Annotated in this window: 15 protein-coding genes and 1 pseudogene; 12 read left to right on the top strand and 4 right to left on the bottom strand. The window is 37.1% G+C overall.

Features of this window, described 5'->3' with window-relative positions:
* The first annotated feature begins 19 nt into the window (after positions 1-19).
* From nadA to BAU27_RS20040, 3 genes and pseudogenes are all read left to right on the top strand, one after another.
* Entirely contained in the window at positions 20-1,126 is a 1,107-nt protein-coding gene (nadA, locus tag BAU27_RS20050) for a quinolinate synthase NadA (protein ID WP_071771726.1), read from the top strand.
* 342 nt (positions 1,127-1,468) lie between these two features.
* A pseudogene (gene safA / locus BAU27_RS33580) lies at positions 1,469-1,661 on the top strand (SafA/ExsA family spore coat assembly protein); the annotation flags it as partial.
* A 2,030-nt stretch (positions 1,662-3,691) separates the two neighbouring features.
* A complete protein-coding gene (locus BAU27_RS20040; protein WP_071771724.1) occupies positions 3,692-4,339 on the top strand; it encodes a YhcN/YlaJ family sporulation lipoprotein in 648 nt (215 codons plus the stop codon).
* A 33-nt stretch (positions 4,340-4,372) separates the two neighbouring features.
* Here the strand turns inward: BAU27_RS20040 and BAU27_RS20035 are convergent, their stop codons facing one another.
* Positions 4,373-4,807 (bottom strand): branched-chain amino acid ABC transporter substrate-binding protein, encoded by a 435-nt coding sequence (locus tag BAU27_RS20035; protein WP_071771723.1) that lies wholly within the window; start codon positions 4,805-4,807, stop codon positions 4,373-4,375.
* Between the two features lie 441 nt (positions 4,808-5,248).
* On the opposite strand from BAU27_RS20035, the gene BAU27_RS20030 reads away from it, so the two are divergent.
* Positions 5,249-5,761, top strand: a complete 513-nt coding sequence (locus BAU27_RS20030; protein ID WP_071771722.1) for a BofC C-terminal domain-containing protein — start codon at positions 5,249-5,251, stop codon at positions 5,759-5,761.
* A 14-nt stretch (positions 5,762-5,775) separates the two neighbouring features.
* Here BAU27_RS20030 and BAU27_RS20025 read toward each other — a convergent pair whose 3' ends face one another.
* Entirely contained in the window at positions 5,776-6,720 is a 945-nt protein-coding gene (locus BAU27_RS20025) for an iron-hydroxamate ABC transporter substrate-binding protein (RefSeq protein WP_071747451.1), read from the bottom strand.
* A gap of 188 nt (positions 6,721-6,908) precedes the next feature.
* Here BAU27_RS20025 and ruvA point away from each other — a divergent pair, with 188 nt between their 5' ends.
* The 6 genes from ruvA to yajC are packed head-to-tail and all read left to right on the top strand — an operon-like array spanning position 6,909 to position 11,242.
* Positions 6,909-7,526 (top strand): Holliday junction DNA helicase RuvA, encoded by a 618-nt coding sequence (gene ruvA / locus BAU27_RS20020; RefSeq protein WP_000464514.1) that lies wholly within the window; start codon positions 6,909-6,911, stop codon positions 7,524-7,526.
* Between the two features lie 5 nt (positions 7,527-7,531).
* The gene (ruvB, locus tag BAU27_RS20015; protein WP_071771721.1) at positions 7,532-8,533 is read left to right on the top strand and encodes a Holliday junction branch migration DNA helicase RuvB; all 1,002 of its coding nucleotides are present in this window, start codon (positions 7,532-7,534) and stop codon (positions 8,531-8,533) included.
* A complete protein-coding gene (locus BAU27_RS20010) occupies positions 8,530-8,730 on the top strand; it encodes a DUF2905 domain-containing protein (RefSeq protein WP_000138161.1) in 201 nt (66 codons plus the stop codon). Before ruvB ends, BAU27_RS20010 begins: the two co-directional genes overlap by 4 nt.
* Positions 8,731-8,749: 19 nt before the next feature.
* On the top strand, positions 8,750-9,802 hold the full coding sequence (queA, locus tag BAU27_RS20005) for a tRNA preQ1(34) S-adenosylmethionine ribosyltransferase-isomerase QueA (RefSeq protein ID WP_071771720.1): 1,053 nt from the start codon (positions 8,750-8,752) through the stop codon (positions 9,800-9,802).
* 12 nt (positions 9,803-9,814) lie between these two features.
* The gene (gene tgt / locus BAU27_RS20000; RefSeq protein ID WP_071747448.1) at positions 9,815-10,954 is read left to right on the top strand and encodes a tRNA guanosine(34) transglycosylase Tgt; all 1,140 of its coding nucleotides are present in this window, start codon (positions 9,815-9,817) and stop codon (positions 10,952-10,954) included.
* Positions 10,955-10,981: 27 nt separating this feature from the next.
* Positions 10,982-11,242, top strand: coding sequence for a preprotein translocase subunit YajC (gene yajC / locus BAU27_RS19995; RefSeq protein ID WP_071771719.1), 261 nt, complete (start codon positions 10,982-10,984; stop codon positions 11,240-11,242).
* A 37-nt stretch (positions 11,243-11,279) separates the two neighbouring features.
* Here yajC and BAU27_RS19990 read toward each other — a convergent pair whose 3' ends face one another.
* Positions 11,280-11,663, bottom strand: a complete 384-nt coding sequence (locus BAU27_RS19990) for a TIGR04086 family membrane protein (RefSeq protein WP_071747446.1) — start codon at positions 11,661-11,663, stop codon at positions 11,280-11,282.
* A gap of 103 nt (positions 11,664-11,766) precedes the next feature.
* Here BAU27_RS19990 and BAU27_RS19985 point away from each other — a divergent pair, with 103 nt between their 5' ends.
* Positions 11,767-12,423: a DUF421 domain-containing protein gene (locus BAU27_RS19985; protein ID WP_071747445.1), complete on the top strand. Its 657-nt coding sequence runs from the start codon at positions 11,767-11,769 to the stop codon at positions 12,421-12,423.
* Positions 12,424-12,452: 29 nt separating this feature from the next.
* Here BAU27_RS19985 and spoVB read toward each other — a convergent pair whose 3' ends face one another.
* Positions 12,453-14,012, bottom strand: a complete 1,560-nt coding sequence (spoVB, locus tag BAU27_RS19980; protein ID WP_071771718.1) for a stage V sporulation protein B — start codon at positions 14,010-14,012, stop codon at positions 12,453-12,455.
* A gap of 186 nt (positions 14,013-14,198) precedes the next feature.
* Between spoVB and BAU27_RS19975 the strand changes: the two genes are divergently transcribed.
* Positions 14,199-14,483: a post-transcriptional regulator gene (locus BAU27_RS19975; protein WP_002112000.1), complete on the top strand. Its 285-nt coding sequence runs from the start codon at positions 14,199-14,201 to the stop codon at positions 14,481-14,483.
* Positions 14,484-14,744: the final 261 nt, after the last annotated feature.

Raw genomic sequence — 14,744 nt, 5'->3', positions numbered from 1 at the left:
TAGAGGGGGAGAATCATAAATGGGTATTTTAGAGAAAGTGCAGCCAATCGAAGTAATGTTACCAGAGCGTTATCAAACGATGTCTACATTAGAAATGGAAGAGCGTGTTCGCGAAATTAAAGAAAAAATGGGTGAATTGCTATTTATCCCAGGGCATCATTATCAAAAAGATGAAGTGGTACAATTTTCAGATGCGGCAGGGGATTCGTTGCAACTTGCACAAGTTGCGGCGAGTAATAAAGAGGCGAAATATATTGTGTTTTGTGGTGTGCACTTTATGGCGGAAACAGCAGATATGTTAACGACAGAGGATCAAGTTGTCATCTTACCAGATATGCGTGCAGGGTGTTCAATGGCGGATATGGCAGATATTGAACAAACAGAAAGAGCGTGGAAAGAGCTCGCGAAATTATTTGGGGATACGATGATTCCACTAACGTATGTAAATTCAACAGCTGCTATTAAAGCATTTTGCGGTCGTAATGGAGGGGCAACAGTAACCTCTTCTAATGCAAAACAAATGGTGTCTTGGGCGTTTACACAAAAAGAACGTCTCGTCTTTTTGCCAGACCAACATTTAGGAAGAAATACAGCGTACGACTTAGGCATCCCATTAGATAAAATGGCAGTATGGAACCCGCATACAGATTCATTAGAGTACGATGGAGATCTAGAAGAAATTCAAGTGATTTTATGGAAAGGTCATTGTTCTGTTCATCAAAATTTTACTGTGAAAAATATTGAAAGTGTGCGAAAAAATCATCCGGATATGAATATTATTGTTCACCCTGAATGTTGTTATGAAGTTGTTGCTGCATCCGATTATGCAGGATCAACGAAATATATTATTGATATGATTGAAGCTGCTCCAGTGGGAAGTAAGTGGGCGATTGGTACAGAGATGAATTTAGTGAACCGAATTATTCAGCAACATCCAGATAAAGAAATTATGTCGTTAAATCCGTTTATGTGTCCGTGCTTAACAATGAACCGAATTGATTTACCTCACTTACTATGGGCGCTTGAGAATATAGAAAGAGGAGAAGAAATTAACGTTATTCGTGTAGAAAATAAAGTAACCGAAGAAGCAGTTCTGGCATTAAATCGTATGTTAGAACGCGTTTAAAGCAACGGGATTTCCGTTGCTTTTTTTGTACATATAATCATAACAAGAATGAAATAGGCATACATTGTGTTGAGGAAATCATTGTGATTTTTTTATCCCGCTATTTGCGGGCAGTAAAACTTCTCACTTCAAACTTCGGCTGATGCAAAGAAGTTTGGTGAGGGCTAATAATCAGTGCGGGAGAACACCCCACTGATTAAAGTTTCACTTTATGCTTATTCCACTTCAAATGATATTGAAAATCGAAGAAGTGATGAAAGTGAAAAGAAGTTAATGTTATTTAGAAAGGGTTACTTCATGAGATTTGTTACTTATAGATAAGTTATACAGGAGGGGGAAAATTTGAAAATTCATATCGTGCAAAAAGGGGATACCCTTTGGAAAATTGCAAAAAAGTACGGAGTGGATTTTGACACGCTGAAAAAAACAAATACACAGCTTAGTAATCCAGATTTAATCATGCCAGGTATGAAAATTAAAGTGCCATCAAACGGCGTTCATGTGAAACAACAGCCTGGAGCGGGTTCTACGCCGCCAAAACAATATGTAAAAGAGGTGCAACAAAAAGAGTTTGCATCAACATCAACTCCACTTGGAATAGAAGATGAAGAGGAAATTACGTATCAATCAGCACCTATTACACAAGAGCCAGCTATGCAACAAACGCAAAAAGAAATGCAGGTAAAACCGCAAAAAGAAATGCAGGTAAAACCGCAAAAAGAAATGCAGGTAAAACCGCAAAAAGAAATGCAAGTGAAACCACAAAAAGAAATACAGGTGAAGCCGCAAAAAGAAGTACAACAAGAAAAGCCGATTCAAAAAGAAAAACCAGTTGAAATGCCGTCTGTTATTCAAAAACCACCTGTTATAGAGAAAGTAGAAAAGCAAAAGTCAACTACGAAGGAGAATACTAAATTTTCCATTAATGTATTGCCACAGCCACCGCAACCGCCAATTAAAGCGAAAAAAGAATATAAAATTTCAGATGTAATAAAAAAGGGAAGCGAGTTAATTGCTCCTCAAATTAATAAAATGAAACCTAACAACGTCATTTCTCCGCAAACGAAAAAAGAAAATATAGGAAATGTCTCACCACAAGTGAAAAAAGAAAACGTAGGAAACATAATTTCACCGCAAGTGAAAAAAGAAAATATAGGGAACGTAGTCTCACCGCAAGTGAAGAAAGAAAATGTAGGGAATATAGTCTCACCGCAAGTGAAAAAAGAAAATATAGGGAACATAGTCTCACCGCAAGTGAAGAAAGAAAATGTAGGGAATATAGTCTCGCCACAAGTGAAGAAAGAAAACATAGGGAATATAGTCTCACCGCAAGTGAAGAAAGAAAATATAGGGAACATAGTCTCACCGCAAGTGAAGAAAGAAAATGTAGGAAATATAGTCTCGCCACAAGTGAAGAAAGAAAATATAGGGAATATAGTCTCACCAAACGTATCAAAAGAAAATGTTACTATCCCGCAAGTAATACCGCCAAATATACAAGTGCCGAACATAATGCCAATAATGGATAATAACCAACCACCAAATATAATGCCAATAATGGATAATAACCAAATGCCGAATATAATGCCAATAATGGATAACAACCAAATGCCGAATATAATGCCAATAATGGATAACAACCAAATGCCGAATATAATGCCGATAATGGATAACAACCAAATGCCAAACATGATGCCAATAATGGATAACAACCAAATGCCAAACATGATGCCGATAATGGATAACAACCAAATGCCAAACATGATGCCGATAATGGATAACAACCAAATGCCAAATATGATGCCGATAATGGATAACAATCAAATGCCAAATATGATGCCGATAATGGATAACAACCAAATGCCAAACATGATGCCGATAATGGATAACAACCAAATGCCAAATATGATGCCGATAATGGATAACAATCAACCGCCAAACATGATGCCGATAATGGATAACAATCAACCGCCAAACATGATGCCGATAATGGATAACAATCAACCACCAAATATGATGCCATATCAAATGCCGTATCAACAGCCAATGATGCCGCCATATCCGCAGTATCAGCAACAAAATCCATACAATCAAATGCCGTATCAACAAATGGCGCCGCAATATACTTCTATGCCAAATCCAAATATGATGCCAATGGATAATAATATGCCACCACTCGTGCAAGGTGAAGAAGATTGTGGATGCGGAGGAGAAAGTAGGTTATATAGCCCACAACCAGGTGGACCGCAATATGCTAATCCATTATATTATCAACCAACTCAGCCGGCATATGCACCACAGCCAGGAACGATGTATTATCAACCAGATCCACCAAATGTATTTGGAGAGCCAGTTTCGGAAGAAGAGGACGAAGAGGAAGTTTAAAAAAAGGTGGGATTATTCCCGCCTTTTTTGCATTCATGTTAATTAAAAAAATAAAGTTTTTTCATCAAGTGTTAGAAAATTCCTAGTGAAATATTAACAGTGTAAAAAACTACTCTGTTACTCATCATAAGAGGGAGCTTTTCAGAAGAGAAGTTCATTCTAACAGAGGGGGTTTTTGTATTGAATACGAAAGTAAAAGTGATTGCTGCTTCTTTGTTAGTTACCAGTGCATTAGCTGCATGTGGTACACCAAAAGATAATAATGCGATGGATGGACGTAACTACAATTACGAGCGTACATCTTATAATGATACACACCAGTATCGTGATAATGTAGCGCGTAATGATCGTTATACAGATTATGTAACATATAGAAACGGTCGTAACGATACAGGATACAATAATTATTACCGTGATGTAAATTACAATGGGCAAATTGCTAATCCACATCCAACTCGTAATATTACAATGAACAATTCATACATTAACAATGATGGTAAAACAGCAGAAAAAATTACAAATCGTGTGAAACGTATGAATAACGTAGACCGCGTGTCTACAGTTGTATATGGAAACGACGTAGCGATTGCGGTAAAACCAAGTAATCCAGTATCGAATGAAACAGCGCTCGCAAACGAAATTCGTCAAGCTGTTGCAAATGAAGTTGGAAATAGAAACGTATATGTTTCTGTAAGAAATGACATGTTTACTCGTGTCGATGCAATGAGTACACGTCTACGTAACGGTACAGTTACAAACGATTTTAATCGTGACATAGTGAATATGTTCCGAGACATTCGTTACGGTCTGACGGGTACAGTACGATAGTAAAACAAAAGAGGAAGGGATAGCCCTTCCTCTTTATTCATCGTCGTCTTGTAAACGGCGTTTTTTTATAAAATAACTAACAGAGTAAGACGCTAAAAAGCATATGAAGAAAATACTACCTGTAAGAATAGCTTCAAACAGAGGTCTTTCTGGACTGAAAATAATATAAATAATAGCTATGATAATTCCAACAATAAGAGAGCGTAAAACAAGTTTGTAATAAGGAGTTAACTTTATTTCCTTTTCACTTTCTTCTACATCGATTGAAATACTTAACTGTAAATAACTAAGTACAATACTTGTAAGAATAAATAATAACCATAATGGAGATTTCGTAATTTGATCCATTCCTTCCGTGAATCCGATATAGCCTAAAATTCCGATTATGCCAAGGGATTGAAAAAGGAAGGCAATACGTATGTTTTTTAACGTTTGAAGTATGAGGCGTTCATCCTTTATTTTTTTCACAATATCCATCTCCAGTTTATTATGATTTCGCTGTTATACTTATTGTAACATATACATTACATTTATCAATTTATAATTTACATCAATTCCATTTAAGTGAAAGAGGAAATAAAATGTTTTTATAAACATGTTGCACTTATACTTTATTAATGTTATATTAGCAAAGCGATGAGCTAATTTACGTAAGACGAGAGATATGCTTAAGTGCTAAACACGCGAATGTGGTCGCCTGGTCTCTCGCCGTAAACGCATCAAGACGCCTGCTTTGCAGGCGTCTTTCATTTTATATAAAAGTAAATGATACATGCAGATAGGATAAATTCTTATCTGCATTTTTTATTTTCTCTAGAAATTTAATACTAATGTTTATATGGATAAAACCCCCATTTCCGGAAAAACTACAAATGAAAGTATGATTTTGCCTAGAAGAGGTGAACGGAAATGAAATGGATACTAATTGCATTGCAAGCTTTCGTTATGATGTTTTGCTTAGCTTATGGATCCGATGTGAGGGCAGAAGTAGTAGAAAAAGAACCTCAAGTTACAATTTTATTAGAGCGCATGTATGTTGATGGAGAAGTAAGTGAGGAAATACTGACAGAAAAAGTAGCGGATTTAGAAAAGTTTTTGCAGCAATATAAGGAATGGCAACTTGTTGATCGTGATGATGTACAAATTGTATTACAAAAGAAAGTTGATGATATTTCTCCTTTACTGAAAACGAGCGGTTATTTTGGTGTTTCAGAGGAAGGGATATTACAAATTTTCAAAGGGGTACCGAAAAGTGATAACGCGATCCACTCCTTCTTTCAAATTGATATGAAAAAGCTTGAGAGTTATGAGCGTGCGAAATTGAAACGTGGTATTCGCATAAAATCAAAAGAAGGTTTTGTGAAGACAATCGAAAAAATGAAGCAGTATGCAGTGCAAAATAAGAAAAAAAGCAGCTCATGATGAGCTGCTTTTTCTTATTTATTTTTAGCTAAAATTTCTTTTGCAATTTCATCAATTAGCATGTCTTTTCCAATTGGATTGAATGCTTTCGTATTGAAGACTTCATTTGATACTTCGTATACGTGATTGCTTTTTACTGCTTTATTGTCTTTCCAAACGGCACTGTTTTTATAGTCTTCGTACACTTTATCAGCTTCACCGCCGAAGTTTACGATAAACATTTGGTCAGGCTGGAATGCAACAAGACCTTCTAGTGATACTTGTGCCATCGTTTGCTTTAAATCTGTACCTTTTGTTGCTGGAAGTTTTAAATCGTTAAAGATGATGTCACCGTATCCGAAGCTACCGTATACACGGAAGTTTTGAGGTGTAACTGCGACGAACATAAAGTTTTCATCTTTTGTTTTTTCTTTAATTTTTTTTGATAAAGAGTCTGCTTTTTTATCGTAGTCTGCAATCCATTTGTCAGCTTTCTTTTCTTCGTCAAATAGTTTACCTACTTCTTTAAACTTACCACGCCAGTCTTCTAGATTTGTTTCTAGAACAACTGTCGGTGCAACTTTTTCTAGTTGATCATAAATTTTCAATTGACGATTGTTTAAAATAATTAAGTCTGGTTTTAAAGCTGTAACAGCCTCTAGGTCAACTTTAGGCGCCCAGTACCAGCCGACTGCCTTTACGCCGTCTAGCTTGTCCGTTAAGTGATTTTGGATTTTATCTTTATACGTGTTTGCTGTGCCAACAGGTTTATGTCCAAGGATTAATAATTCCTCTGTTGATCCAGATAAATCAACAATTCTCTTTGGATTAACTGGAATTGTTGCTTCCCCTTTAGCATGTTTTACAACTTTTGTTTTCGGTTGTTCTTTTGCTTTTGATTCTTCTTTTTGAGAAGAACAGCCAACGATAGAAAGAACAACTAGCATAATAGTAAATAAAATAAATAGCTTTTGTTTCATCCTGATGTAACCCCTTTAATTAATATTGATAATCATTATCGACCTCTGTATATTAAGGGGCTTTATACTTTCTGTCAATGGAAAATAACAGAAGTTTCAAATAGAGAACATTTGTTGGGGCATTCTCGCTTTTCTATTGTTAAATATGTTAAAATGGAATACATGATTTGAGAGGGAGAGATCGTATTTTGTTTGAATATGTTACAGGTTACGTGGAATATGTAGGACCGGAATATGTCGTAATTGATCATAATGGAATTGGTTATCAAATTTTCACACCAAATCCGTATGTATTTCAAAGAAGTAAGCAAGAAATTCGTGTCTATACATATCATTATGTGAGAGAAGATATTATGGCACTTTACGGATTTAAAACACGTGAAGAGCGTTTATTATTTACAAAGTTGTTAGGTGTGTCTGGCATTGGGCCAAAAGGCGCTCTTGCAATTTTAGCTTCTGGTCAAACAGGACAGGTCGTTCAAGCGATTGAACATGAAGATGAGAAGTTTCTAGTGAAGTTCCCGGGCGTCGGAAAGAAAACAGCGCGCCAAATGATTTTAGATTTAAAAGGAAAACTAGCAGATGTTGTACCAGATGCGTTTGTTGATTTGTTCTCAGATGTTGAAAGTTTTGATGAGAAGAAAGGTTCCTCAGTTGAACTTGATGAAGCACTGGAGGCACTGCGTGCACTTGGTTATGCAGAACGGGAAGTTTCTCGTGTTGTACCAGAGTTATTAAAAGAATCATTAACGACGGATCAATATATTAAAAAGGCACTTAGTCTTTTACTAAATGGTAAGAGGTGAGTATAATGGACGAACGTCTCCTTTCAGGGGAATCTGGATACGAAGATGCGGATTTAGAGTATTCATTACGGCCACAGACGCTCCGTCAGTATATTGGCCAAGATAAAGCGAAACATAATTTAGAAGTGTTTATTGAAGCGGCGAAAATGCGTGACGAAACGTTAGATCACGTACTTTTATATGGACCACCTGGACTTGGTAAAACGACGCTTGCGAATATTATTGCCAATGAAATGGGTGTTAACATTCGAACGACGTCAGGTCCCGCAATTGAAAGACCAGGAGATTTAGCAGCGGTATTAACAGCACTTCAGCCTGGAGATGTATTGTTTATTGATGAAATTCATCGTTTGCATAGATCAATCGAAGAAGTACTATATCCTGCGATGGAAGACTTTTGCCTTGATATCGTAATTGGAAAAGGACCGTCAGCACGGTCTGTACGCTTAGATTTACCTCCATTTACATTAGTTGGAGCGACAACACGTGCCGGAGCATTATCAGCGCCGCTCCGTGACCGTTTCGGTGTGCTTTCAAGATTAGAGTATTACACAGTGGATCAGCTTTCTGCGATTGTTGAACGTACAGCAGAAGTGTTTGAAGTTGAAATCGACTCATTAGCTGCACTAGAAATTGCAAGACGTGCTCGTGGCACACCTCGTATAGCGAATCGTTTATTACGACGTGTACGTGATTTCGCACAAGTTCGCAGCGACGGAACAATTGCAATGGAAATTACACAAATGGCGTTAGAACTACTGCAAGTAGATAAATTAGGTCTTGATCATATTGACCATAAATTATTACTTGGTATTATTGAAAAGTTCCGCGGTGGTCCAGTTGGACTAGAAACAGTTTCGGCGACGATTGGGGAAGAATCTCATACGATTGAAGATGTGTATGAGCCGTATTTATTACAAATTGGCTTTTTACAACGAACTCCAAGAGGCCGGATTGTAACACCGCTTGCATATGAACATTTCGGAATGGAGATGCCAAAAGCATGACGGAGATGCCAAAGCTGCTTATTACAGCCGGTATTTTACTCATTGTTGTTGGTCTAGCTTGGAAGTTCATAGGAAGGCTTCCAGGCGATATTTTTGTGAAAAAAGGTAACGTTACCTTTTATTTTCCTATCATTACATGTATTGTGTTAAGTATTGCATTATCTTTTATTATGTATATAATAAATCGATTCAAATAAGAAATAGGTGGATACAGTTATGGATATTAATCTGTTTGATTTTCATTTACCAGAAGAACTTATTGCACAAGTCCCGTTAGAAGATCGTGAAACATCAAGATTAATGGTGTTAGACCGTGAAACTGGTGATATTGAGCATAAACATTTTACAGACATTCTTTCTTACTTACATGAGGGAGATTGCTTAGTTTTAAATGAAACGAAAGTTATGCCTGCTCGCTTGCACGGTGTGAAAGAAGATACAGGCGCGCACATTGAAGTGCTTCTTTTGAAACAAGAGGAAGGCGATAAGTGGGAAACGCTTGTTAAGCCAGCGAAACGTGTAAAAGAAGGAACTGTAATTTCTTTTGGTGAAGGGAAATTAAAAGCAACTTGCATAGGAACTGCAGATCAAGGTGGACGTCAGCTTGAATTTTCATATGACGGCATCTTCTATGAAATTTTAGATGAACTTGGGGAAATGCCACTTCCTCCATATATTAAAGAGACACTGGAAGATCGCGATCGCTATCAAACAGTATATGCGAAAGAAATCGGTTCAGCAGCAGCACCGACAGCGGGACTTCACTTTACAGAAGAGTTACTTGAGAAGTTAAAGCAAAAAGGCGTTCAGTTAGCATTTATTACACTTCACGTAGGACTTGGAACATTTAGACCGGTTTCTGCAGATACGATTGAAGAGCACCATATGCACGCAGAATATTACCATATGTCTGAAGAGACAGCGGCATTATTAAATCGTGTGAAAGAGAATGGTGGACGTATTATTACTGTAGGTACGACATCAACTCGTACGTTAGAAACGATTGCGACTGATCATAGTGGTAAGCTTTGCGCAGCTTCTGGCTGGACAGATATTTTTATGTACCCAGGATATGAATTTAAAGCAATTGATGGTTTAATTACAAACTTCCATTTGCCGAAATCAACACTAATTATGCTTGTAAGTGCATTTTCAAATAGAGATAATGTACTTCATGCTTATAATGAAGCAGTAAAAGAAAAATATCGTTTCTTTAGCTTCGGTGACGCAATGTTCGTTGCATCTCACGCTAAAATGAGAAACAAATAAAAGGAGTAAATTATGACAGCAATTCGTTATGAATTTATTAAAACTTGTAAACAAACGGGTGCGCGTTTAGGTCGTGTACATACGCCGCACGGTTCATTTGATACACCAACATTTATGCCAGTGGGGACACTTGCAACAGTTAAGACAATGTCACCAGAAGAATTAAAAGCGATGGATTCTGGCATTATTTTAAGTAATACGTATCATTTATGGCTACGTCCAGGTCACGAAATTGTTCGTGAAGCAGGTGGTTTGCATAAATTTATGAACTGGGACCGTGCGATTTTAACGGATTCTGGTGGTTTCCAAGTATTCAGTTTAAGTGACTTCCGCCGTATTGAAGAGGAAGGCGTTCACTTCCGTAACCACTTAAATGGAGATAAATTATTCTTATCACCAGAAAAAGCGATGGAAATCCAAAATGCATTAGGTTCAGATATCATGATGGCATTTGATGAGTGTCCACCGTTCCCAGCTACTTTTGAATACATGAAAAAGTCTGTAGAGCGTACGAGCCGTTGGGCAGAGCGTTGCCTAAAGGCGCATGAGCGTCCGCAAGACCAAGGTTTATTCGGTATTGTACAAGGTGGGGAGTTTGAAGAGCTTCGTCGCCAAAGTGCGAGAGATCTTGTTTCAATGGACTTCCCTGGCTATGCTATAGGCGGTCTATCTGTTGGTGAACCGAAAGATATTATGAATCGTGTTCTTGAGTTTACAACACCACTTCTTCCTGATGATAAACCACGTTACTTAATGGGAGTAGGTTCTCCTGACTCGTTAATTGATGGTGCAATTCGTGGTGTTGATATGTTTGATTGTGTACTTCCAACTCGTATCGCTCGAAATGGTACATGTATGACAAGTGAAGGTCGCCTTGTTGTAAAAAATGCGAAATTCGCTAGAGACTTCGGTCCGCTTGATCCAAACTGTGATTGCTACACATGTAAAAATTACTCTCGTGCGTACATTCGTCACTTAATGAAATGTGATGAAACGTTCGGAATTCGTTTAACGTCTTATCACAACCTTCATTTTCTGTTAAACTTAATGGAGCAGGTGAGACAAGCTATTCGTGAAGACCGTCTTGGCGATTTCCGCGAAGAGTTCTTTGAACAGTATGGCTTTAATAAACCGAATGCTAAAAACTTCTAATACATAATTTAAAAGGAGGAAAAAAATATGAATCCAGGTATGATGAATATCATTATGATCGTTGCGATGTTTGCGATTTTCTATTTCTTATTAATTCGCCCGCAACAAAAGCGTCAAAAAGCAGTTGCTCAAATGCAAAACGAATTAGCAAAAGGTGATGCTATCATAACAATTGGTGGCTTACACGGTACAATCGAATCAGTAGATGAAACGAAAATCGTTGTTAAATCTGGTGGTTCACACTTAACTTTCGATCGCAATGCGATTCGTGAAGTTGTGAAAAACTAATGAGGAAGGCCCTGCATGAAATGTGCAGGGCCTTTTTTTAGTTATTTTGTTTTGACATATTTACACCAAAAATACCACCGAGTGTACTCGCGCCCATTAATGCCAATTGGTAAAGTAACTGTGAGTTCGATAAAGTTTGAGAGAAACCTAAATAGTTAACTAGAAAAACAAGCATAGCGAATGTAAGTCCCGTTGTGAAACCTACTAGCCAACCTTTCCCTTGTGCCTTTTTTCCAGCAATAAACCCAGACATAAGCATAGATAGAAGAGCTAGTATCAAAATAGTAACGGTTAATGTCCCTTCATTCATATTCGTAAACTTTAATAATAGAGCTATAACCATGCTAGTAATAGAGGCGAGGATAAGTAGGGTAATAATACCGAAGCCGATTGCAGTTGATAATTTTTTCGTTCCATCCATTTATGAATTCCCCCTTTTTAATACAAGCATATTTTCATTTTGATCAAGTTAGACTAGTTTCTTTTTTGTAGGGGAATCTATAAATAAAAAAGGAGATGTAGAAATGGAATGGGTATCAATAATTGGCCGGACGATGCTTTTGTATATCATTATCTTAATTATTTTCCGTCTTATGGGTAAACGTGAAATTGGAGAGCTAAGTGTATTAGATTTAGTCGTATTCATTATGCTTGGAGAAATGGCCGTAGTAGCAATTGAAAATACCGATAAATCACTTTGGCATCAATTAGTTCCGATGATTTTTCTTATGTGCATACAAATCATTTTGTCAATTATATCTTTAAAGTTTCAACGTTTTCGACATTTAATAGAAGGTGAACCGGCTATTCTTATAAATGCGGGAAAGATTGATGAAAAAAAGATGCGGAAACAGCGCTATAACATAGACGATTTAATGATGCAACTAAGGGAGCAAGGGGTCGGGGATGTGCGGGATGTGGAATATGCTATTTTAGAACCGTCAGGGAAGTTGTCTGTTTTTCAAAAGCAAAAAAGTAAAAAGAGTAAAAATGATACGCCGATTTTTACACTCCCATTAATTATTGATGGAGAAATTCAATTCAATCATTTGCAAATGATTGAACACACAGATGAATGGCTCATTGGGAAATTAAAAAACTTAGGTTATAACGATATAGCACAAATTTTATACTGCAGCTTTCAAAATGGCCAATTTTTTGTTGATTTGAAAGAAAACTAGAGGCTTACCGTATTAAATAGTAAGCCTATTTACTTCAAAAATGAAAGTTTCCGAATGATAGGGAGGCGACTCAACTCTTCTTTTCGAATGAGTTTGAAAGCAAAGAGGAGGAAAATATAAACGATTGTTGTTAAAGTGATTTCCCATAATGTTTGTACGCCAAGTGAATGAGAGAAAATAATATATTTATGAAGGTAAAAACCGAAGGCACCTGCAATGCCGATGGCAAGTCCTCCAAAAATATAGTCTTTTGCATAAATAGTAAATTTAATTTTCTTTAAAACAGTAGCATAGTGAAGGAATGTTACCGTCACTATATTTGCTGCGATTGCGAGAGCAACCCCCATCATTTGGAACTCTGGGCGCGAAGCGAGTGCAAAAATAACGATTAATTTTACGATAGCGCCAATAAATGTGTTCATCATAGCAGCTCTTGCTAAGTTTAAAGCTTGCAACACAGATGTAAGTGGGCTTTGAAAATAATGAAATAAAAAGCAAGGTGCAAGAAGTTGGATGAACGCTGTTGCACTGTCCGATCCATACATAAGCGTTAAGACGGGTGAAGCAAATACATATAAAATAACGACTGACCATCCGCCAGTAATTAAGGAAATTCGAAGTGCTTGTTGTAAACGGTGTTCCACTAATTTGTGCTGTCTCTTTGCCATCGCTTCGCTAATGGAAGGGACGAGTGCTGTAGAAAGAGCGTATGTAATAAAGGCAGGTAGTGATAGAAGCGGGAAGGCATAACCGTTCAATATACCGTATTGCTGTGTTGCGACAGAAGCGGCAACCCCGGCAATTGCTAAGCTTTGCATAACGACGATAGGTTCAAAGAAATAGGAAACGGAACCGATTAAACGGCTTCCTGTAGTTGGAAGTGCGATATCCATAAGAGAATAAAATGTATTTTTGCTCTCCTTTACCGTAGTGAAAAAACCAGAGCGTATAGATAAATGTTTTTCGCGCTGGAATAAAGTAAGTAAAAATAATAAAGATGCAACTTCGCCAAGAACGGCTGATAGCATGGCGCCAGCTGCAGCATATTCTACGCCGTAAGGTAAAAATAACCGAATGCATACAGCGATAATTGTAATGCGGACAACTTGTTCTATAACTTGAGCATAGGCGCTAGGTTTCATATTTTGTTTCCCTTGAAAATAACCGCGTAAAACAGAAGAAACTGCAATAACAGGGACGACAGGTAAAATAGCCATTAATGGATAGTACGTTCTTTCATCGGTTAATAATGTTTTTGCTAGAACAGGCGTGAGGAGCATAATTCCAATTGTTAAAATGATACTAATAACGGATGTAACAGCTAGGGAGACAGTTAATATTTTTTTGACTCTTTGTTTATCGTTCACTGCTTCTGCTTCTGCTACAAATTTTGCAATTGCAACAGGAAGGCCAATTTGTGTTAATGTAATTGCTAAAATGAAGGTGGGAACAGCCATCATATAAAGGCCAACGCCTTCTTCTCCTAAAATACGTGCCATTACAATGCGGTTAATAAATCCAAGGATTTTTGTAATAAAGCCAGCTATCATTAAAATAAATGCACCTTTTAAAAAGCTTTGTCTCGTCATGGTCTTCTCCTACCTTCTCAAAATCAGTGGAATGATTTACAATAATTTATATGCACGTATGAGACAAGAATGACAAGCATTTAAGAGAGTGCAGTATTGAGGGAACTCTTGAAAGTGGTTATTGCTGTCCATTAGAGCGGGATTAAAAGCGACTTTTCGTGCTGAAATCAGAAGGAGATGTTATATATGTTGGATAAAGAGGCTTTGGTAGAATCATACCGCGGACAGTTACAAGTCGTTTTAGAAAGTAAAGTAGAAGAGTTTCAAATGTTCGGTTACGACCGAGTGACAGATAATGATATTTGGAAGTTTCTCAAGGCGAAAAAGTGGAAAAAGATAGACAGTGATGTTAGGTTATATGAATTAGTAAATGATGTATTAAGAGTAAGTACTAATGAATATATGAATTATTTAACTGTTGAAGCATATCAAGCGCCACTTTGGTCGTTTGATGAATATGAAAATAAATAACCGACTGTAATTGGTTTGTTCTTCCTTTTGCAGTATAATGATAGGTATTGATAAAGAGGAATTAATTATGTCTAAGATTATATATAAAGGAGGTAGTGAAGAGGAAAAATAAATAATGAAAGTGTAGGCATGGTGACAAACTTACCTACACAGCTAGTGATGAACTAGCGGAAATACATGTATTTTATAGAAAGTAAGTCTACTAACTAGGCGTATGCACACGTGTAAAAATGAATCATAAGAGATTTGTTGAAAGTGTTA

The sequence above is a fragment of the Bacillus sp. NH11B genome, from assembly GCF_001884205.1.
In the GTDB taxonomy this organism is placed as follows: domain Bacteria; phylum Bacillota; class Bacilli; order Bacillales; family Bacillaceae_G; genus Bacillus_A; species Bacillus_A proteolyticus.
Note: the sequence above shows the minus strand (reverse complement) of the source record. Positions and strands in the feature narration are given on the sequence as shown.